The organism is Acidocella facilis ATCC 35904 (assembly GCF_000687875.1).
GTDB lineage: Bacteria > Pseudomonadota > Alphaproteobacteria > Acetobacterales > Acetobacteraceae > Acidocella > Acidocella facilis.
The window spans coordinates 77977-97862 of sequence record NZ_JHYG01000001.1 but is presented as its reverse complement, the minus strand read 5'-3'; the positions used below and the strand labels follow the sequence as shown (position 1 = coordinate 97862).

18 protein-coding genes are annotated in these 19886 nt (G+C 63.4%); 12 read left to right on the top strand and 6 right to left on the bottom strand.

Features of this window, described 5'->3' with window-relative positions; genetic code table 11:
• Positions 1-24: 24 nt before the first annotated feature.
• The 3 genes from T331_RS0100465 to T331_RS0100455 are packed head-to-tail and all read right to left on the bottom strand — an operon-like array spanning position 25 to position 4047.
• Complete coding sequence (locus T331_RS0100465) at positions 25-1458, bottom strand: efflux transporter outer membrane subunit (protein ID WP_026438623.1); 1434 nt, start codon at positions 1456-1458, stop codon at positions 25-27.
• A 1-nt stretch (position 1459) separates the two neighbouring features.
• Complete coding sequence (locus T331_RS0100460) at positions 1460-3025, bottom strand: DHA2 family efflux MFS transporter permease subunit (protein WP_026438622.1); 1566 nt, start codon at positions 3023-3025, stop codon at positions 1460-1462.
• A complete protein-coding gene (locus tag T331_RS0100455) occupies positions 3025-4047 on the bottom strand; it encodes an HlyD family secretion protein (protein WP_244876865.1) in 1023 nt (340 codons plus the stop codon). Before T331_RS0100455 ends, T331_RS0100460 begins: the two co-directional genes overlap by 1 nt.
• 170 nt (positions 4048-4217) lie before the next feature.
• On the opposite strand from T331_RS0100455, the gene T331_RS16825 reads away from it, so the two are divergent.
• Positions 4218-4916 carry a TetR family transcriptional regulator gene (locus T331_RS16825; protein WP_008492840.1) on the top strand — a complete coding sequence of 233 codons (699 nt, stop codon included), beginning with the start codon at positions 4218-4220 and terminating at the stop codon, positions 4914-4916.
• A gap of 148 nt (positions 4917-5064) precedes the next feature.
• Complete coding sequence (locus tag T331_RS0100445; RefSeq protein WP_244876864.1) at positions 5065-5460, top strand: PRC-barrel domain-containing protein; 396 nt, start codon at positions 5065-5067, stop codon at positions 5458-5460.
• Positions 5461-5669: 209 nt separating this feature from the next.
• Here the strand turns inward: T331_RS0100445 and T331_RS0100440 are convergent, their stop codons facing one another.
• Entirely contained in the window at positions 5670-6410 is a 741-nt protein-coding gene (locus T331_RS0100440; protein ID WP_026438619.1) for an SDR family oxidoreductase, read from the bottom strand.
• Positions 6411-6729: 319 nt separating this feature from the next.
• Between T331_RS0100440 and T331_RS0100435 the strand changes: the two genes are divergently transcribed.
• The 10 genes from T331_RS0100435 (at position 6730) to T331_RS0100390 (ending at position 16911) form a co-directional block, all read left to right on the top strand.
• A complete protein-coding gene (locus tag T331_RS0100435; RefSeq protein WP_035178680.1) occupies positions 6730-7659 on the top strand; it encodes a 2-dehydro-3-deoxygalactonokinase in 930 nt (309 codons plus the stop codon).
• A 3-nt stretch (positions 7660-7662) separates the two neighbouring features.
• Positions 7663-8313, top strand: a complete 651-nt coding sequence (locus T331_RS0100430; protein WP_026438617.1) for a 2-dehydro-3-deoxy-6-phosphogalactonate aldolase — start codon at positions 7663-7665, stop codon at positions 8311-8313.
• Positions 8314-8433: 120 nt separating this feature from the next.
• A complete protein-coding gene (locus T331_RS0100425; RefSeq protein ID WP_035178806.1) occupies positions 8434-9402 on the top strand; it encodes a LysR family transcriptional regulator in 969 nt (322 codons plus the stop codon).
• Positions 9403-9540: 138 nt separating this feature from the next.
• Positions 9541-10314 carry an SDR family NAD(P)-dependent oxidoreductase gene (locus T331_RS0100420; protein ID WP_008492833.1) on the top strand — a complete coding sequence of 258 codons (774 nt, stop codon included), beginning with the start codon at positions 9541-9543 and terminating at the stop codon, positions 10312-10314.
• Positions 10298-11179: an SMP-30/gluconolactonase/LRE family protein gene (locus tag T331_RS0100415; RefSeq protein ID WP_051621946.1), complete on the top strand. Its 882-nt coding sequence runs from the start codon at positions 10298-10300 to the stop codon at positions 11177-11179. The genes T331_RS0100420 and T331_RS0100415 overlap by 17 nt, the downstream gene beginning before the upstream one ends.
• Before the next feature lie 126 nt (positions 11180-11305).
• Positions 11306-12388: a sugar ABC transporter substrate-binding protein gene (locus T331_RS0100410; RefSeq protein ID WP_008492831.1), complete on the top strand. Its 1083-nt coding sequence runs from the start codon at positions 11306-11308 to the stop codon at positions 12386-12388.
• Positions 12389-12430: 42 nt separating this feature from the next.
• Positions 12431-13396, top strand: a complete 966-nt coding sequence (locus T331_RS0100405; RefSeq protein WP_051060176.1) for an ABC transporter permease — start codon at positions 12431-12433, stop codon at positions 13394-13396.
• A gap of 1 nt (position 13397) precedes the next feature.
• Complete coding sequence (locus tag T331_RS0100400) at positions 13398-14156, top strand: ATP-binding cassette domain-containing protein (protein WP_008492828.1); 759 nt, start codon at positions 13398-13400, stop codon at positions 14154-14156.
• On the top strand, positions 14153-15073 hold the full coding sequence (locus T331_RS0100395; protein WP_026438613.1) for a dihydrodipicolinate synthase family protein: 921 nt from the start codon (positions 14153-14155) through the stop codon (positions 15071-15073). Before T331_RS0100400 ends, T331_RS0100395 begins: the two co-directional genes overlap by 4 nt.
• A gap of 44 nt (positions 15074-15117) precedes the next feature.
• Positions 15118-16911, top strand: a complete 1794-nt coding sequence (locus T331_RS0100390; RefSeq protein WP_026438612.1) for an IlvD/Edd family dehydratase — start codon at positions 15118-15120, stop codon at positions 16909-16911.
• Between the two features lie 233 nt (positions 16912-17144).
• On the opposite strand, the gene T331_RS0100385 is transcribed toward T331_RS0100390, so the two are convergent.
• Positions 17145-18263 carry an aldose epimerase family protein gene (locus T331_RS0100385; RefSeq protein ID WP_244876862.1) on the bottom strand — a complete coding sequence of 373 codons (1119 nt, stop codon included), beginning with the start codon at positions 18261-18263 and terminating at the stop codon, positions 17145-17147.
• A 142-nt stretch (positions 18264-18405) separates the two neighbouring features.
• The gene (locus T331_RS0100380; RefSeq protein ID WP_051621942.1) at positions 18406-19731 is read right to left on the bottom strand and encodes a TIGR00366 family protein; all 1326 of its coding nucleotides are present in this window, start codon (positions 19729-19731) and stop codon (positions 18406-18408) included.
• Positions 19732-19886 lie beyond the last annotated feature (155 nt).

Here is a 19886-nt window from a genome sequence, read left to right as displayed (position 1 = left end):
ACGGGAATGCCAGGCGGCTGTTGCCTACACCTGGCCCGGCGCCTGCCAGCCCAGCCCCAGGCTCTTTTGCAAGGCGATGTAATCCTCGGTGGTTCGCGCCTGGGCCTGGATGAAACGATCCTGCGCGCTGTCCAGATCACGCTGCGCGCTCATCCATTGCAGATTCGAGATGGTGCCCTGCGCGGCGCGCTGCCGGGCAAATCCCGCGCTGCGTTGCGCCAGCCCGTAAGCCTGCGCCAGCGCCTGCAAATTCTGCCGCTGCGCGCCGTAACGCGCCAGCGAATCCTCCGCATCCTGCAAGGCCTTCAACACCGTGCTCTGATAATTCGCCACCGCCTCATCGCGCCCCGCCCGGGCCTGCGAGACGGCGGCGGCGGTGCGGCCGAAATCAAACGGCGTCCAGGAGATCACCGGCGCCGCGAGGGAGGAGAACGCATTGCCGTTGAAAAGCTGCGAGATATTGGTTGAGGAAAACCCGATATCGCCGAGCAGGGTCACTTTCGGAAAATAATCCGCCAGATGCTGGCCGATGGCGGCATTCCGCGCGGCAATGTTGCGCTCCGCCGCGCGAATATCCGGGCGCTGGCGCAGCAGCAAGGCGGGGTTGCCCACCGCGACTTGCGCCGGTGGCATCGGCACCGGCGCCGGGGGGGCCAGTTCCGCATCCAAGGCCCCCGGCAGCTGGCCGGTGAGGATGGCGAGCTGGTCCAGCTGCACGGAAATCTCCGCCCGCAGCGGCGCCAGATTGGCCTGATCCTGCTGTACCTGCTCGGCCAGCTGCAGCAGATCATCCTGGGACACCGTGCCGGCGGCCGCGCGCTGCTGTTCCAACCCCAGCATCTGCTGGTGCAGCCCCAGGCTGGCCTGGGCGAGTGCCACACGCTGCTGGTCGGCACGCAGATCCACATAGGCGCGGGCGACATTGGCGGTCAGGCTCACCTGGGTATCCGCCAGATCCGCGATGCGCGCCTGCGCCTGTGCCGCCGCGCCTTCCGCGGTGCGTCGCTTCGCCCCGAACAGATCCAGCTCCCAGCTCGCATCGAAGCCGGTGCTATAGAAATTCAAATCCTGGGCGCCGCCGCCAGAGGTGCTGCCGACCAGCCCGTTCAGCAGCCCATCGCCGCTATGGCTGTGCAGATACACAGCGCTCGCCCCGGTGGTCGGCAAAAGCTGCGCCTGATCGGCATGCAGCTGGGCGCGGGATTCGCGCAGGCGCGCGCGCGCCGCCGCCAGATCCGGGCTGGCGGACAGCGCCTGGGCTTCCAGCTTGTTCAGCTCGGCATCGTTCAGCTCGGTCCACCATTGCGCGAGAGGCGGGCCGGGGACAGCGCCGGCATCCGCCGCGCGGGCGAAGCCCTGGCCGGGCGGCAGCATCTTTGGCGGGCCTTTATAATTCGGCCCCAGCATGCAGCCGGAGAGCAGCAGGCAGGCCAGAGAGAGGCTGGCGGTTCTGCGCATCTCAGTGCCCTCCCTGGGCGGGTCGCGCCCGGCGCGGCGGCGGGCGCAGCAAGGCCACCAGCGGAATAATGCCAAGCAGCATGGCGCCGGAGAGATAGAAGCAATCGGAATAGGTCATCACCAGAGCCTGAATATGAATCTGCGCCGCCAGCTGGCTCAACGCCTGCATCCGCGCGTAGGCGGTATCGGTGCCGTTCTGCATGAAGCTCGCCGCCATCCCCGCCACCCGGCTCTGCACCAAAGGCGAATTCGCATCCAGGCTGGCGCGGATGGTGTCGGCGTGAAACTCCGTGCGCCGGTCGATGAAAATACCGAGTATGGCGATGCCGGAGGAGCCGCCGAGATTGCGCGCCATGCTGTAGAGCCCGGCCGCATCGGCCGCAAACTCGCGCCCCACCGCCCCCACCGAGGCCTGGTTCAGCGGCATCATCGCCATCAGCATGCCGGTACCGGTGAGCAGCTGCGAGGCGACGAAGGCGCTGCCATTTTCCTGCGATGTGAGGCCGATATTCAGCATGCAGGCCCCGCCGAAACAAAGCAGCCCGATCGTCACCATGATCCGCAGATCCACCCGTCCCAGCAGCCGCGGCAGGATCGGCATCAGCAGGAACGCCGGAATGCCGGAGAGCACCAGCACCCGTCCCGATTGCTCGGCATTATAGCCGGCGATATTGGCGAGGAATTGCGGCAGCAGATAGGTGAGCCCGTACAGGCCGGAACCGACCGCGACCACCATGATGATGACGCTGGCATAAGAGCGGTTGAGCAGCAGCCGCAATTTCACCACCGGGTCCGCCACGGTGAGCTGGGAGAGCATCAGCGTCACGAAGCCGAGAATGGTGGTCGCGGTCAGCCAGCAGATCAGGTTGGAGTCGAACCAGCGGTCGCGCTGGCCTTCTTCCAGCACCACGGTGAGCGAGCTCAGGAACAATGTCAGCCCGAAAATCCCGGCCCAGTCGGCGCGGGCCAGCAGTTCCGGCCGGGCGGGTTCATGTTTCAGCCCGAGCAGCAGCAAGGTGACGAGCGCCAATGTCACCGGCATGTTGAGGAAGAAGCACCAGCGCCAGCTTACCGTCTCGGTCAGCCAGCCGCCCAGGACCGGCCCCACCAGCGGCCCCATGATCACGATCAGCCCGAACAGGCTCATCCCCAACGGCTGCTGGCTCTCCGGCAGCCGGGTGCGCACGATGGTCTGCGCGGTGGGAATCAGCGCCCCGCCGAAAAACCCCTGCCCCACCCGGCCCAGGATCAGCATGGTCAGGCCCGAGGAGAGCCCGCACAGGGCCGAGAATAGGCTGAACATCACCACCGTGCCGAGCAGCAAGGTGCGCAGCCCGAGCAGCCGGGTGAGCCAGGCGGTGAGCGGGATGATGACGATCTCGGAGACCAGATAGCCGGTGGACATCCAGGTGCCCTCGGTCCCGGTGGCGCCGATCTCACCCTGGATGGTCGGCAAGGCGGAATTGACGATGGAGGTATCCAGCGTCGCCAATAGCGCGCCCAGCGCCCCGGCCAGCACCGCCAGCCAGTCGGTCATGCTCGCTTTCGCGTGCGGATCGGGCGCCATCAGCCGGCGCCCTGAGCGGTGCCTTGGGCATGGGTATCTACCGTCACCGTCACCGAAAGCCCGGGCACCAGCCGCGCGAGCGTCGCCGCGTCAGCCTGCAGACGCAGCCGCACCGGCACACGCTGGACGATCTTGGTGAAATTCCCGGTTGCATTCTCCGGCGGCAGCAGCGCGAATTGCGCTCCGGTGCCAGGTGAAAAACTCTGCACCACCGCATCCAGCTTGCGCCCATCCAGCGCATCCACCGCCACCGTGGCATGCTGGCCGATGCGCATATGGTCGAGCTGGGTTTCCTGGAAATTCGCGGTCACATAGATATTCTGCACCGGCACCAAAGTGAGCAGCCTGGTGCCGGGCTGCACGAACTGGCCGACCTGCACCGTCTTGTCTCCCACCACGCCGGAAATGCCGGCGCGGATCTCGGTATGGTCGATATCGAGCTGGGCGCTGGCCAGGGCCGCCTGCGCGGCCTTCGCCTCCGCCTGTGCCTGGCCGATCTTTTCCTGGGCAGTCTCCAACTGCGCCTGGGCGGCGCGCACCCCGGCGGCATCCGCCTTCACCGCCGCATCCGCCTGGTCGCGCTGGCTGACCAGCCGCGCGTAGGTCTGCGGCGCTTCCGCCCCACTCTGCGCCAGGCTGTGATAGCGCGCCACCTGCCCGGCGGCGTAATGCTGGTTGGCCTCGTCCCCGGCCAGCCTGGCCTGCGCCTGGGCCAGATCCGCCTGTTGCTGGGTGAGCTGCCCCTGGGCGATGGCCACATCCATCTGCCGGGCCTGGGCACTGGCCTGTTGCTGGGCGAGGCTGGCCTGGTAATTCGCCGGGTCGATCTTCACCAGCAGCTGCCCCTGGGTCACGTGCTGATTGTCATGCACCAGCACCTGGCCGACATAGCCGGAGATGCGCGGCGCCATCGCCACCTGGTCGGCGTTCAAATAGGCATCGTCGGTGCTGACATAGAACCGGGCCACCAGCAGCCAATACAGCCCCCAGATGCACAGGATCAACAGCAGCAGGAACAGCACGGCCCAGGTGACGGGGCGCTTGAGCAGAGGCGTTTTCGCGGGCGCGGCAGAGGTGCTCGCTCCGGGAGATAAGGACGAAGCTGACAAGGGGCGACTTTCAATGTATGCCGGATGCTACAAATGTAACCCGGCGCAAATGTATGTCAACTGGTACAAATTTAACCCACCTCGTGGATGATCCACAGAAGCAGGACGGCCCCCGCCGCAGCCCCAAAAGCGGCGGCTATGCGCGCGGCGAGGAAAAGCGGCTGAAAATCATCGAGGCCGCCCTGCGCCGCTTCGGCGAGGACGGGTACGAAGGCACCTCCACCCGGCAGATCGCCCAGGAGGCCGGGGTGAATCCGCCGGCCCTGCAATATTATTTTGACAGCAAGGAAGGGCTCTACGCCGCCTGCCTCACTTATATCCGCGAGCATTTCAGCGTGGCTTTGGAAGACGTGTTTGCCCGGGCCACAGCGTTGCAGCCGACCGATCGCGACGCGGCGACGGAGATTTTCGGCGACACGCTGGCGGTGATGGCGGAGTTTCTGTTCGAGACCTCGGAGGTGAAAGGCTGGCGCCTCTTTGCCGCGCGGATCAAGGCCAAGGACGGGTGCGGCCCTTATCAGTCGGAGGACAAGCAGCGCTTCACCAACAAACTGTTCGGCCATCTCTTCGCCCTGGCGGGGATCGCCACCGGCCAGGCGCCGGAGGATATCAACACCAGGCTGCGCGCCTTCGCGGCGATGGGCATGCTGATCGTCCTGCATCACAATCGCGACGATCTATTCCCCTGGCTCGGCTGGCAGGAGCTGCGCGGCGCGGCGTTGGAGGATTTCAAGACCATGCTGCGCCGGCAGGCGCGCGTCAGCCTGAGCCCGCTGATCTAGGACGCGTGGCTATAAACCCACCTGCTCAAGGCATTCAAGACGCGGCAAGCTGTCCGTATTTGTAATTTCCCCGCCCATAATCAGACGGCGCGCCTCACCCCACATCTCCTCCTCGGCACCCTGAACAAAACGCTTAATGGAGGACAAGATGAGCTACACGAATCAAAACCGCTCGCTTACCGATGGCGCGCTTGAAACAATGTCGCTGATTGCGGCAAGCAAAGTGAATTTCACAAATGTCTATGGCGTCGATGGCGAGAAAATCGGCTCGATCTATGATGTGATGATCGACAAAATGTCCGGCCGTGTCGCCTACGCGATTCTGTCCTTCGGCGGGTTTCTGGGCTTTGGCGAGAAATATCATCCTCTGCCCTGGAATCAGTTGAAATATAGCGAACAACATGGCGGCTATATCATCAATCTCAGCCGCGATGTTCTTGAAGGCGCGCCGGCTTATGGGGCGGCTGATGCGCCTGATTGGTCCCAGCCGGGTTATCGCGGCCAGATCGATGATTATTATGGCCGCCACAGGCCGCTCATCTAAGAGATACCCGGCATCGTCCGGATGACTTATTGAAATTTTCGCGGAAAATTCCGTTTACGATGCGAGATTTGGGAGATTTCAAAATCTCCCAAATCTTTTCAAGGTTGTTTGCGAAAGCAAAATCGCCAGGACCAACATCAGACGCAGGCGGTCCGCGAGAGACCAGCAGGCCCGGCCCGACGCCGTCCGGCGGCGATCAGATGCACAGGCTACATTGACCAGCCGCCATCGATGATCTGCGCCGTGCCGGTGGTGAAACCGGCCTCATCACTGCCGAGATAGACGGCCAAGGCGGCGATCTCCTCGGCGGTGGCCAAACGCCCCATCGGTTGGCGCGCGATGAAATCGCGCCGGATCTGCTCCGCGTCGCGCGCCTGGGCTTTGGCCTGGGCCACGATCCGATCATCCAGCGATGGCGATTGCACCGTGCCCGGGCAGATCGCGTTACAACGTATCCCCTGCCCGATATAATCCGCCGCGACGGATTTCGTCAGCCCGATCACCGCCGCCTTGGTGACGCTGTAGGCGCAGCGATTCGGCACCGCCTTCAGGCTGGAGGCAACGGAGGCCATGTTGATGATGGCGCCGCCGCCCGCCGCCAGCATGCCCGGCAGCACCGCGCGGATGGTGTGAAACATCGAGGTGACATTCAGCGACCAGGAAAATGCCCATGATTTTTCTTCGGTTTCCAGGATGCTGCCGGCATCGACATAGCCCGCGCAGTTGAACAGGATGTCGAAGGGACCATGTTCGGCCACCAGCGCCTGGATCGCGGCGGCGTCGGTGACGTCCAATGTCGCGGTCCGCAGCCCGGAAAGCTGCTTTAGCGCGGCTTCGTTGATGTCGGTGGCGAGCACATTGGCGCCCTCCGCGGCAAAGGCGAGCGCCGTGGCACGCCCTATGCCCTGCCCCGCCGCCGTGATGAGAGCGGTCTTGCCTTTCAGCCTCATGGTTGATCCTTTTTTAAGTTCATGGACGCTCGAAGGCGCCGATGATCGGCTGCGCACGAGATCGCGTCAAATATCGATAAAGCCATGATCGATCATCAAAAAGGCATCTCGTTTTTCTCGTTTTGATATTTTTTTTGGTATCAATCATGCGAAAAATTCGATTTGACAATTATCAAACCATCGCCCTACCACTGAGCGATAAGCGCTCGGGAACAACCTGCGCGCCGATCGACCAGCATATGAAATCGCTGGCAAGGAGTGAAACCATGCCATACCCGGCCCAGCGCCGCATTGTGGTGAGCGCCGCACGGTGAGGCCGATGAGCAACAGACTCGTGCTGGCCGATTGGGGCACCAGCAATCTGCGCCTCTGGGTGCTGGATGCGGGTGGTCAGGTCTGCGCCCACGCCGCCAGCCCCGATGGCGCGGACGGCCTCACCCCGCCGGATTATGCGCCGCTGCTGCGGGCCCGGCTGCACGCCATGGGACTCGCCGAGAGCAACGACCTGCCGGTGGTTATCTGCGGCATGGCGGGCGCTTGGCGCGGCTGGCGCGAGGCCGGTTATGCGCGCCTTCCCGCGGCGCCCGCCGCCTGTCTAGATGCCGCCAGCGCCTTTACCGAGGCCGGGCTGCATGTGCGCATCCTGCCTGGCCTGGCCTTCGAGGATGCAGACCGGCCGGATGTGATGCGCGGCGAGGAGACGCAGTTGCTCGGCTTCCTCGCCACCGAACCGGCATTTTCCGGCCTGCTCTGCCTGCCCGGTACGCATAATAAATGGGTGAAGCTGCAGGCCGGACGGGTGATGCATTTCTACACCGCGATGACTGGTGAATTATTCGCCTTGCTCGCCCACCACTCGGTCCTGCGCCATGTGATCGGCGATGCGTCAGGGTTTGCGCCGGATCATCCGGCGTTCGCCGCCGGGGTGGAGGCGGCGCTGGCGCACCCGGCGCGCTGGCCGCTGGCTTTGTTTCCCGTCCGCGCCGCCGGTTTGCTGGCCGGAGAAAAAGGCGCCGCGGCGGCGGCACGGCTCTCGGGCCTGTTGATCGGCGCGGAGCTGGCCGCGGCGCTGGAGGGCGAGGCAGCACAAGAGCTGGTGCTGCTGGCCTCCGGGAAGCTGGCGCCGCTTTATGCCCAGGCCATCGTCCGAACCGGCCGCGCCTGCCGCCAGCTGGAGGCCGAACCGCTGACCCTGGCCGGGCTGGAACAGGCGGCACGCCATCTCTTCCCGGCATTTTTCCAAGGTTGACCCATGCAAGAATTTTCATCCTCAGCGCCCTTCCCGCCCTTCAAACGCGGACTCGTGGCGATTTTACGCGGACTGACACCGGACGAAGCCGAACCGATTGGCACGATCCTGGCCGAGGCCGGGTTCGAGGCGATTGAGGTTCCGCTCAACTCACCCCAGCCGCTGCGTTCGGTTGAGATCCTGGCGAAAGCATGGGGAGATCGCCTGCTGATCGGCGCCGGCACCGTGCTGTCCGCAAGCGCGGTGGCGGATGTCGCCGCCGCCGGCGGGCGGCTGATCGTCTCACCAAATGTCGAAGCGGAGGTGCTCGTGGAAGCCGCCAGGCGGGGGCTGGTGAGCATGCCCGGCGTGTTCACCCCCACCGAGGCGCTGGCGGCGCTGCGTTACGGGGCCTCCGGGTTGAAATTCTTCCCCGCCAATGTGCTGGGCGCGGCGGGGCTGGGGGCCATCCGCGCCATTCTGCCGCCCGGCACGCTCACCGGCGCCGTCGGCGGCGTGGCGGAGCCGGACTTTCCCGCCTTCTGGCAGGCCGGGGTGCGTATCTTCGGCCTCGGCACCAGCCTCTACCGGCCCGGCGACCATCCGGACGAGGTGGCCAAGCGCGCCCGGCGCGTGATTGCGGCCTACGACGCCCTGCCCGCCGGCCGGTCATAATCAGCATATACGGCACAACCCATGCGTGATAATGATCCGGCCATAATCAACCATGGCAAAGGGAGTTCGAAGCGCTCATGCGACGCATCTGGCGCCATCGGCCGGGCCTGGGCTGAGCGCATGCCGCACGGTCTCGCACCAGACTGGTTCCTGCGCTCACGCCTGAAGCTGCGGCACCTGCAATTGCTGCTGGCGATCGACGAGCAGCGCAATCTGCACCGCGCCGCCGAGCACATGAATATCGCCCAGCCCGCCGCCTCGAAATTGCTGGCGGAGGTCGAGGCGATTTTCGGCCAGCCTTTGTTCGAGCGGCATCCGCGCGGCCTGCTACCGACGGTGCAGGGCGAGATCCTGATCCGCAATGGCGCCATGGCGCTGCGCACCCTGACCCAGGCGGCGATGGAGATGAACGCCTTCACCAAGGGCCAGACCGGCATGGTCTGCATCGGCACGGTGATGGCGCCGATGATCGAGCTGCTGGTCGATGCGATCGAGGAGGTGCGTGGCCATCATCCTGGGCTGCAAATCACCGTCGAGCATAATATCAGCGACGTGCTGGCGACAAAGCTGCTGGATGGTGAGATCGATTTCGCCCTGGCGCGCATTCCCAGCGACATGGATCCGAAGCAGTTCGCCTACCAGGAATTATGGGGTGAGGAGCTGCATCTGCTTTGCCGGGAAACTCATCCTCTGGCCGGCCGCAAGAATGTCAGCCTGGCCGAGCTGGCGGAATTTCCCTTCGTGCTACAACCGCGTGGCGCGCCGTTGCGCCAGAAGGTCGAGCAGCTTTTCCTCACCGCCGGCGTGCCGATGCCCTCCTCCATCGTCAACTCCACCTCGGCGGTGATGTCGCTGATCATGGTCAACCAGTCCGATGCGATCACCTCGCTGGAATGGAATGTCGCGAAGCTGATGTCCGATATGAGCCGGCTGCGGATTCTGGAATTTCCCGAGCGCGTGTTCCTGCAGCCTTATGGGGTGCTGCGCCTGGCGGAGCGGCCGCTCTCACCAGGGGCACGGGTGATGCATGATGCGATCCTGGGGCTTGCGGCCCGCCGTTACCCTGAGAAATTCCGCGCCACCGGCTGAACGATATTCAAAAAATTATCGACCGCCCGCATTTTCGCATTTGACCGCTATTCTGCCCATGCCCTACCCAAATTCGCGCGTCGCGGCGAATCCAGGCGCCGCGCGGCGCCTGCCGCAAAGCCAGTCCAAGGAGAAAAAATGACAAAGATTCTAACCGCCTCCTACCCCAGCCTGAAGGACCGCGTGGTCTTCATCACCGGTGGCGGAACCGGCATCGGCGCCTCTCTGACCGCCGGCTTCGCCGCGCAGGGCGCCAAGGTGGCATTCATCGACATCGCCGAAGAGCCCAGCCGCGCTTTGGCCACGCGGCTCGGCGCAGAGACCGGGCGCACGCCGCTCTTCATCCCTTGCGACATTCGCGACATCGCGGCCCTGCGCGCCAGCATCGCCCAGGCGCAGGAGGCGCTTGGCGATATCGACGTGCTGGTCAACAACGCCGCCAACGACCAGCGCCACAAGATCGAGGACGTAACGCCGGAATTCTGGGATGAGCGGATGGCGGTGAATCTGCGCCCGCAATTCTTCGCCGCCCAGGCCGTGGCGCCGGGCATGCAGGCGCGCCAATCCGGCAGCATCATCAATTTCGGCTCTTCCTCCTGGAAGAAAGGCCAGGGCGGCATGCCGGCCTACACCGCGGCGAAGGCGGCGATCCACGGCCTCACCCGTGGCCTGGCGCGCGATCTCGGGCCCTCCCATGTGCGCGTCAACACCATCGTCCCGGGCTGGATCATCACCGAGCGCCAGCTGCAGCTCTGGCTGACGCCAGAGGCCGATGCCGAGCGCGCCCGCCAGCAATGCCTGCCGGAACGGGTGATGCCCGACCATGTCACCGCCATGGCCTTGTTCCTCGCCGCCGATGACAGCGCCGCCTGCACCGCCCAGGAATTCACGGTCGATGGCGGCTGGATCTGACATCCGCCCTTGCGGCGAACCCGGTGCCTTACTGGGCGAAGGCCCGGTCTGGCACCTGCGCGAGCAGGCGCTCTATTGGGTGGATATCAAAGGCCTGAGGCTGCATCGCTATCGCCCGTCGGACGGCAGCTCCCAGCATTGGGAGATGCACGACCGGCTGGCCTGGCTGTTGCCGCGTAGGGACGGCGGTTTTGTCGCCGGCTTTCCGCACGAGATCGGCATTTTGCAGCTTGAGCCGCATCCGCATTTCACGCCGCGCCTGGCGGTGGAAGCGGAGTTTCCTGGCAACAGGCTCAATGATGCGAAAACCGACCATGATGGCAGCCTGTGGTTTGGCAGCATGGATGATGGCGAGACCCATGCCAGCGGCGGCTTCTACCATCTACGCCCGGATTTTTCCGCCAGCCTGGTGGATCGCGGCTACACCATCGCCAATGGTCCGGCCATCGCGCCCGATGGCAGCTGCATCTATCACACGGATTCAGCCGCGCGCACGATCTATCGCTACGCCCGCCAAACGGATGGCACGCTGGCGCCGCGTCAGCCTTTCATCCGCTTCACCGAAGCGGATGGCTATCCGGATGGCATGACGCTGGACTCACAAGGCGGGCTGTGGGTGGCGCATTGGGGCGGCGCGCGCGTCAGCCGCTTCACCCCGGATGGCCGGCTGGACCGCGCCATCGCCTTGCCGGTTTCACAAGTTACCAGCTGCTGCTTCGGCGGTGAGCGGCTGGAGACGCTTTACGTGACCACCGCCGCGATTGGGCTGAACCCCGCGCAGCGCGCCCGCGAACCCATGGCGGGTGGCTTGTTCGCGCTGCAGCCGGGGCTTGCCGGCCTGCCTTGCCCGGATTTCGCCGGCTGATCGCCGGCGAAATCGATAATAAATAAGATATCAAATGCCCGCTATTAAGCATTTGACTGCTATCGCTCAACGCCTAAGATATTTTTCATTCCGTAAGTAACAATAACCTCCGAGGAACCAACCAAAATGGACGATACTGAAAAATCCAAAGGTTTGCTCAATCTGAAGCGGCGCATGATGGTGCAAGGCGGCCCTGCCTTGCTGGCCGCGGCGGCCGGCATGGCGGCGATGTCAAAGACCGCCCAGGCGGCGGAATCTGGCCCCCTGCCCAAGCATAAGCGCTGGAAGCTGGTGTTCGTGAATCACGTCACCACCAACCCGTTCTTCGTGCCGACGCAATATGGCATCCAGGACGCGTGCGCCTATTTCGGTTGCGATTACCAATGGACCGGCTCGGAGACCGCCGTGGTCGGCGAGATGGTGAACGCGATGAACGCCGCCATCGCCGGCAAGGCCGATGCCATCGCCGTCGCCATCGTCGACCCCAAAGCCTTCAACGGCCCGACCGACGCCGCCTTGCAGGCCGGCATTCCGGTATTTTCCTACAATGCCGACGCGCCGGCCAACAGCGACAATAAGCGCCTCGCCTATATCGGGCAGGATCTCTACAAATCCGGCTTCCAGATGGGCCAGAAAATTGTCGATCTGGTCGGCAGCGGCCATGTCGGGCTGTTCATCGCCACCCCTGGCCAGCTGAACATCCAGCCGCGGATCGACGGCGCGGCGGCGGCGATCAAGGCGTCTGGCAAGCCGATCACCTACGAGGAAATCGCCACCGGCGCCACCATCGATGAAGAACTGCCCAAGATCAAAGCCTATTATCTCGGGCATCAGGACGTGAAAGGCATGTTCGCGGTGGATGCCGGCTCGACCCAGTCCATCGGCCAGGTCATGCAGGAATTCAATCTCGACAAGAAGGGCGTGCATGGCGGCGGCTTCGATCTCGTGCCCCGCACACTGGAAGCCATTCATGCCGGCGTGCTGGATTTCACCATCGACCAGCAGCCTTATTTGCAGGGCTTCTACACGGTGATGGAGATGGTCATGTATCTCGCCTCCGGCGGTCTGGTTGGCCCGGCGGATATCAATACCGGCCTGAAATTCGTGACCAAGGACAATGTCGGCCCCTACCTGAACACCTCCACCCGCTATGAGGGCAACAGCGCGAAACAACAGATCGTGCCGCGCACCGGCCCGATTTCGGCATAATCGCGCGCCAGCCAGCATTCTTGCATTTGGGATGAAACGAACGTGAATAAGACAAAAGCCACTCTGCCGACGCTATTATTGCGCAAACCCGAGGCGAGTATCCTGCTGGCTGGCATCGTGCTGGTCATCGTCTTCCAGATTTTGACGCCGAATTTCTTTACCGACGCGAATCTGCAGACGGTGAGCCAGTTTTTCGCACCCTGGACGCTGATCGCCTGCGGTGAGATCATGCTGCTCATCGCCGGCGAGGTTGATCTTTCGGTCGGCCAGGTCTTCGCCCTGGCCCCGTTCATCATGCATTTCGCCATGCTCGCCGGGCTTCCGGTGATCCTGGGCGTGATCGTGGCGCTGCTGGTTTCAGCCTTGCTCGGCCTGTTCATCGGCGTGATCACGGTGCGCTTTGGTGTGCCCTCCTTCATCACCACGCTCGGCGCGATGCTGCTCTTCAACGGCTTGACCCTGACGATCAGCGGCGGCTTTCCGATCGACACCCCGGCCGGCGCCACCGGCTTCGTGCTCGGCGGTTGGGATTATAGTGAAATCCTCTGGGCGGTCGTGATTGCTTTGGGCATGCATGTCATGCTGCGGCATACGCGTTGGGGGCTGCATACCGTGGCCGTCGGTGGCAACCCCACCGGGGCGGCGGAGGCCGGCATCCATATCCGGCGGATCAAGATCGGCAATTTCATGCTGTGCAGCCTGCTGGGCGGGTTCGCTGGAATTCTCAACGCGTTTCATGTCACCTCCATCGACCCCAATGCCGGAGGCGCGAATGTGATGTTCCTCGCCATCGCCTCGGCGGTGATCGGCGGCACCTCGCTGATGGGCGGCTCGGGCACCATTCTGGGCGGGCTGATCGGCGCCGCGGTGCTGGGCATTCTGCAGGATGGCTTCACTTTGTTGGGCATCAACGCCTTCACCTTCGACATCATCACCGGTGCTGCGATTCTCATCACCATGATCTCCAACGTGCAATTCGCGGCCTGGCGCCGCCGGAGCCGGACCTGACATGAGCGACACAACCTACGCGCTGGAAGCGCGCAACATCACCAAACGCTTCGGCCGGGTGCAGGCCCTGCACGGCATTTCCCTGAACCTGAAACCAGGCGAAATGCTGGGCATATTGGGTGATAACGGCGCCGGCAAATCGACGCTGATGAAAATCCTCTCAGGGTTTCATGCCCCCAGCAGCGGCGAGCTGCTGGTCAATGGGCAACAGGTGGCGTTTGAATCGGTTGATCATGCGCGCAGCCACGGCATTGAATGCGTTTATCAGGATCTCGCCCTGGTCAACACGCTCTCTGTCTATCACAACATGTTTTTGAACCGCGAGCTGCGCAAGCCGGGCACGCCGTTTCTCGATCACAAGGCGATGCGCGAGCGCGCCGCCGCGGCGCTCGCCGATATCGGGGTGAATGTGCCCTCCGTCGATGAGGAGGTTGGCATGCTCTCCGGCGGCCAGCGCCAGGCCATCGCTATTGCCCGAGCGGTGTCCTCCAATGCCCGGGTGCTGCTGCTCGATGAGCCGCTGGCCGCCATGGGCGCGCGCGAAGCCGGGATGATCATCGCGCTGATCGAACGCTTGAAGGCGCGCGGCGATGTCTCGCTGATCATGATCGCGCATAATTACGCGCAAACGCTGGATGTCGCCGACAAGGTGATGATGGTCCAGCGCGGCACCTGCACCTTCGAGGGCCGCTCCGCCGAAACCTCGGTGATGGAATTGCTGGACATCGTCAAGCGGGAATACCGGGCGGCGGCGCAATGAGCGGCCCGGTCTATCGTGGCGTCTTTCCCGTCGCCCCAACGATCTTTAATGAACATGGCGAGCTGGATCTGGCGGGGCAGAGACGCGCGCTGGACTTCATGATCGACGCCGGTTCACACGGAATCTGTATTCTCGCGAACTTCTCCGAACAATTCGCGCTCAGCGATGAAGAGCGTGAGATTTTGATGCTGGATTGCCTCGCGCATGTTGCGGGGCGCGTCCCGGTCATCGTCACCACCAGCCATTTCAGCAGCGCCGTCTGCGCCGCCCGCTCGCGCCGCGCCGAAGCGGCGGGGGCGGCGATGGTGATGGTGATGCCGCCCTACCATGGCGCCACCATTCGCGTCGGCGAGGCGGAGATTTATGAATTTTACCAGCGCGTCGCCGGGGCGATCACGATTCCGGTGTTGGTGCAGGACGCGCCGGTCGCCGGCACGCCGCTCAGCGTGGCGCTGCTGGCCCGCATGGCGAAAGAGATCGGCAATCTCGCCTACTTCAAAATCGAGGTACCGCGCGCCGCGTCGAAATTGCGCGCCTTGATCGAGGCAGGCGGGGACGCCGTGCTGGGGCCGTGGGATGGCGAGGAGGCGATCACGCTGATGGCGGATCTCGCCGCTGGCGCCACCGGCGCCATGACCGGCGGCGGCTTTCCGGATGGCATCCGGCAGATCATCGATCCCTGGTTTGCCGGCAACCGGGAAGAAGCGACGCAGGCTTATATGCGCTGGCTGCCCTTGATCAACTGGGAAAACCGCCAATGCGGCTTTGCCACGGCAAAAATCCTGATGCGCGCGGGCGGTGTGATCGCGCATGATGGGCTGCGCCACCCGATCGCGCCGGTTCATCCCGCCGAACGCGAAGGGCTGCTCGCCCTCGCCCGCCCGCTCGATCCGCTTGTGCTGCGCTGGGGGACATGAACCGCCGCCAGCCTCCATCTGCCTCTTTTTGAAAAGAGTTGCCCATGACGACGACACCTCCAAAACTACGTTCCCGCGCCTGGTTCGACGATCCCGCCAACCCGGACATGACGGCGCTGCACATCGAACGCTACATGAATTTCGGCATCAGCCAGAAGGAACTCCAGGATGGGCGGCCGATCATCGGCATCGCCCAGACTGGTTCCGATCTTTCCCCTTGCAACCGGCATCATCTTGAACTCGCCACCCGGGTGAAGGAAGGGATTCGCGAAGCTGGCGGTATTCCGCTGGAATTTCCCGTGCACCCGATCCAGGAAACCGGCAAGCGCCCGGCACCGGGGCTGGATCGCAATCTGGCTTATCTTGGGCTGGTGGAGCTGCTCTACGGCTATCCGCTGGACGGGGTGGTGCTCACCATCGGCTGTGACAAGACCACGCCGGCCTGCCTGATGGCGGCGGCGACGGTGAATATTCCCGCGATCGCCCTCTCCGTAGGCCCGATGCTGAATGGCTGGTTTCGCGGCGAGCGGACAGGATCGGGAACCATCGTCTGGAAGGCGCGGGAATTGCTGGCCAAGGGCGAGATCGACGAGGCGGGCTTCATCAAGCTGGTCGCCTCCTCAGCGCCTTCCACCGGCTATTGCAACACGATGGGCACCGCCACGACGATGAACTCCCTGGCGGAAGCTTTGGGCATGCAATTGCCCGGCTCCGCCGCCATCCCCGCCCCCTACCGGGACCGGCAGGAAATGGCCTACCTGACCGGGCTGCGGATCGTCGAGATGGTGCATGAGGATCTGAAACCCTCCGATATTCTCAAGCGCGAAGCCTTCATCAACGCGATCCGCGTCAATTCCGCCATTGGCGGTTCGACCAACGCGCCCATTCATCTGAACGCGCTAGCGCGCCATATCGGCGTGGAGCTCAGCATCGATGATTGGCAGACCTATGGTGAAGAGATCCCGCTGCTCGTCAATCTGCAGCCGGCGGGCGAGTATCTCGGCGAGGATTATTATCACGCCGGCGGCGTGCCGGCCGTGGTCAACCAGCTGATGCGCCATGGTTTGATCCATGAGGAGGCGCTGACGGTGAATGGCCGAACCCTTGGCGAGAATTGCCGGGGGGCGGAGATCATGGCCGAGGCGGTGATCCGGCCTTTTGAAACCCCGTTGAAGCAGCGGGCAGGTTTCCGGGTTCTGCGCGGCAATCTCTTCACCTCCGCGATCATGAAAACCAGCGTGATTTCAGAAGAATTCCGCGCCCGCTACCTCTCCAACCCGCATGACGAGGAGGCGTTCGAAGGCCGCGCCATCGTGTTCGACGGGCCGGAGGAATATCATGCGCGCATCGACGATCCAGCGCTGAACATCGATGCCAATTGCATCCTGTTCATGCGCGGCGCCGGGCCGATCGGCTATCCCGGCACCGCGGAGGTGGTGAACATGCGCGCGCCCGATTACCTGATCAAGGCCGGCATCACCTCGCTGCCTTGCGTCGGTGATGGCCGGCAATCGGGCACCTCCGGCTCACCCTCCATCCTCAACGCCTCTCCCGAAGCGGCCGTTGGCGGCGGCTTGGCGCTGTTGAAAACCGGCGACCAGGTCAGGATCGATCTCAAGAATGGCCGGGCCGACATGCTGGTGCCGGAAGCGGAACTGGCTGCGCGCCGTGCGGCACTGGAAGCAGCCGGGGGCTATCAATATCCCGCGCACCAGACGCCCTGGCAGGAAATGCAACGCGCCGTCGTCGGCCAGATGGATACCGGCGCGGTGCTGGAACCCGCCATCGCCTACCAGCGCATCGCCCAAACTAAGGGCATCCCCCGCGACAGCCATTAGAGCAATATTTGTTTATCTTAACGCTCCAGCGTCTAGATAAACAAATGAAATTGCTCGCCAATACCAAATTTAGAGCATCAAGCTAAAAGCTTGAGGCTCTAAATTGACATGACCCTGACTGGAATCATTCAGGGTCACAAAGTTTCCCGCTAAAACAAAAACTAGCGCATCAAGCTAAAAGCTTGATGCGCTAAGAGAAAGGAACGCCGGCCGCGAGGCCGGCGTTTTCAGTTTCAGTCGGTCGAGAACTTAAAGACCGTGGTGGATTTGAAGGTCTGCCCCGGATTCAGCACGGTGCTCGGGAATTTCGGCTCGTTCGGCGAATCAGGGTAGTGCTGGGTCTCGAAGGTGTAGCCCTCGCCCTGGCGGTAAAGCTTGTCGTCGGATCCGACCGTGGTGCCGTTGAGATAGTTGCCGGTATAGAACTGCACGCCGGGTTCGGTCGTGTAGACCTTCATGATCCGCCCGGTCTTTGGCGCGTAGGCTTCCGCGGCGAAGCTGAGCGCATCGGGCTGCGGCTTGTTCAGCACCCAGTTATGGTCGTAGCCATGCGCCATGATCAGCTGCTGGAAATCGGTATAAATCTGCGAATCGATCGGCCGCAGCGTGCGGAAATCCATGGGCGTGCCGGCCACGGGCGCAATCTCGCCGGTGGGGATCTGGGTGGCGTCGGTCGGCGTGTAGCTGTCGGCGTTGATCTGCACCAGTTGCCCGAGGGCGGAGCCGGAGCCGTTACCATCCAGGTTGAAATAATCATGGCTGGTGAGGTTGATCACCGTCGGCTTGTCGGTCGTCGCCTCGTAATCGATCCGCAGCGCGTTGGAATCCTCCAACGTGTAGGTGACCGTCACCTTCATCGTGCCGGGATAGCCATCCTGCCCGTCCGGGCTGGTATAGGTGAGCACGGCGGCGACGCCGTCATTGACGGTCTTGGTCGCAACCTTCCAGAGCTGCAGATTAAAGCCCGTGGTGCCGCCATGCAGCGAGTTCACGCCGTTATTGATCGGCAGATGGTATGTCTTGCCATCAAGCGTGAACGTGCCCTTGGCGATGCGGTTGGCATACCGCCCGACAATCGCGCCGAAATAGGTGGAGTTCTTCACCGCGTAACCGTTGAGGTCCTTGAAGCCGAGCACGACATTGCCGAGCTTGTTGTCGCGGTCCGGCACATCGATGGCGGTGATGCAGCCGCCCAGCGTGATGAATTTCACCACCATGCCATGCGCGTTGGTCAGCGTGTATTGCTCCACGCTCTGACCGTTGGCCAATGTGCCGAAACTGTCATGGGTCACGCTATCCGCATGTGCCGTTCCCACACCGGCGATCGCGGCCAGAACGGCAATTCCGGCCATTTGCTTTGTCGATTTGATTTTTATGTTTTTCATGGCGCTTCCTTTCAAAAAGCGCCATATCGTATCAACCTACGTCGCACAGTAAAAATAATCTATGACAGGCGACTGATAACCTTACCGATATCAGCGCAGTCATCGCCGCCTACGGGATCAGCAGCAGCGCCGCGGCATAGATCACCAGCGAGACCAGAAAGGTGATGGCGGTGTAGCCCATCACTTTCTGGATGCGGATGCCCGCCATTGCCACCATCGGCACCGCCCAGAAAGGCTGCAGCATGTTGGAGACATTCTCCGCCATCGCCACGCCCATCGCGGTGCGCGCGGCATCCGCGTGCAGCGCCACCGCGGCCGGCACCACGAAAGGCCCTTGCACCGCCCAATGCCCGCCTGCACTCGGCACCAGCAGCGTGATGATCAGCGAACTGCAATAGCTCCAGAAGGGCAGCGTGCCGGCCGAGGCGAAGGCGACGAAGCCCTTGGCGATCGCCGCCGCCAGCCCGGTGCCGGCCATGATGCCCATGATCCCGCCATACATCGGATATTGCAGCACCATCGCGCCGCATTGCGTCACCGCGGCGCGGATGGCGTTGGCGTAGGCGATCGGCCGCCCCTGCAGTGCCAGACCGACGAGCAGGAAGATCAGGATGGTCGTGTTGATGTCCAGCGCGAATTTATGCGCCTGCACCGCGATGAAAATCACCCCAAGCCCGATCGCCAGCAGGATCAGCGTGCCGATCGGCGAGCGCTCCAGCCGGGCGGCGAAAGAGTCCGGCGCGATGGCGCTGCGGCTATGGCTGTCCTGCGCCGGCGTCTGCGCATCCGGCACCAAAGGCTGCACGTCGGCGGCGGGATACATGCGCACGAACACAAACCCCATCACCACCAGCACCGCGAGGCTGGGCAACAGCACGAAGGGCGCGAAAATCGTCGCGGAGAGCGGGATCAACTGCCCGGTGGCCTTTTCGATGAAATTCATCTCATTGCCGTGGCTCGCCTGGGACAGTGCAATCGAGCTGGACAGCCCGTTATTGCAGACCGACCAGGCGGAATAGCAGGCGGCGACCAGCCAGCCAAAATCGATCCGCGTATTGCGGGCGATGGCACGCGAGAGGAAGGCCGCCACCACCAGACCCAGCCCCCAATTCGCCCAGGCGGCGAGCCCGACAATCGGGAACACCAAGGCGGCGGCGCGGCCTGGGGAGGTCGCGCCGCGCGCGAGGCGCTCCAGCAGGGCGCGCACCACCGGCGCATCCGCCACGGCAAAGCCGGTGGCCAGGATCAGCACCATCTGGAAGGCGAATTGCAGGATCTTGAAGGCCCCGCCATACCAGCTGTTCAGCAATGTCGTCGCGCTCGCATGCGGGGCGAAGGCGATGGCGAGCAGCCCGACCAGAACGGTCAGCCAGATCGAGAGCACAAACGGGTCCGGCAGCACCCGCTCGAACACATATACGATTTTGCCGATCACGCCGTGATGACCGCCCGGCCCCGACGCGGCTGTTTGTTGATGCGGTTGCAATGTCTCGCTCCCTGACGTTGTCGTTCCCCGAAGACGGGTGGACGCAGCTTTGTTGATGTTGAACCCGACCGTTAATCGGTCAGACTGATCGATTAACGGCAGGG

What these genes read in the sequence shown, in the direction of transcription:
- T331_RS0100465 (WP_026438623.1), bottom strand. Translation starts at nt 1,458, where the DNA reads ATGCGCAGAACCGCCAGCCTCTCTCTGGCCTGCCTGCTGCTCTCCGGC.
- T331_RS0100460 (WP_026438622.1), bottom strand. Translation starts at nt 3,025, where the DNA reads ATGGCGCCCGATCCGCACGCGAAAGCGAGCATGACCGACTGGCTGGCG.
- T331_RS0100445 (WP_244876864.1), top strand. Translation starts at nt 5,065, where the DNA reads ATGAGCTACACGAATCAAAACCGCTCGCTTACCGATGGCGCGCTTGAA.
- T331_RS0100440 (WP_026438619.1), bottom strand. Translation starts at nt 6,410, where the DNA reads ATGAGGCTGAAAGGCAAGACCGCTCTCATCACGGCGGCGGGGCAGGGC.
- T331_RS0100435 (WP_035178680.1), top strand. Translation starts at nt 6,730, where the DNA reads ATGAGCAACAGACTCGTGCTGGCCGATTGGGGCACCAGCAATCTGCGC.
- T331_RS0100430 (WP_026438617.1), top strand. Translation starts at nt 7,663, where the DNA reads ATGCAAGAATTTTCATCCTCAGCGCCCTTCCCGCCCTTCAAACGCGGA.
- T331_RS0100425 (WP_035178806.1), top strand. Translation starts at nt 8,434, where the DNA reads ATGCCGCACGGTCTCGCACCAGACTGGTTCCTGCGCTCACGCCTGAAG.
- T331_RS0100420 (WP_008492833.1), top strand. Translation starts at nt 9,541, where the DNA reads ATGACAAAGATTCTAACCGCCTCCTACCCCAGCCTGAAGGACCGCGTG.
- T331_RS0100415 (WP_051621946.1), top strand. Translation starts at nt 10,298, where the DNA reads ATGGCGGCTGGATCTGACATCCGCCCTTGCGGCGAACCCGGTGCCTTA.
- T331_RS0100410 (WP_008492831.1), top strand. Translation starts at nt 11,306, where the DNA reads ATGGACGATACTGAAAAATCCAAAGGTTTGCTCAATCTGAAGCGGCGC.
- T331_RS0100400 (WP_008492828.1), top strand. Translation starts at nt 13,398, where the DNA reads ATGAGCGACACAACCTACGCGCTGGAAGCGCGCAACATCACCAAACGC.
- T331_RS0100395 (WP_026438613.1), top strand. Translation starts at nt 14,153, where the DNA reads ATGAGCGGCCCGGTCTATCGTGGCGTCTTTCCCGTCGCCCCAACGATC.
- T331_RS0100390 (WP_026438612.1), top strand. Translation starts at nt 15,118, where the DNA reads ATGACGACGACACCTCCAAAACTACGTTCCCGCGCCTGGTTCGACGAT.
- T331_RS0100385 (WP_244876862.1), bottom strand. Translation starts at nt 18,263, where the DNA reads ATGGCCGGAATTGCCGTTCTGGCCGCGATCGCCGGTGTGGGAACGGCA.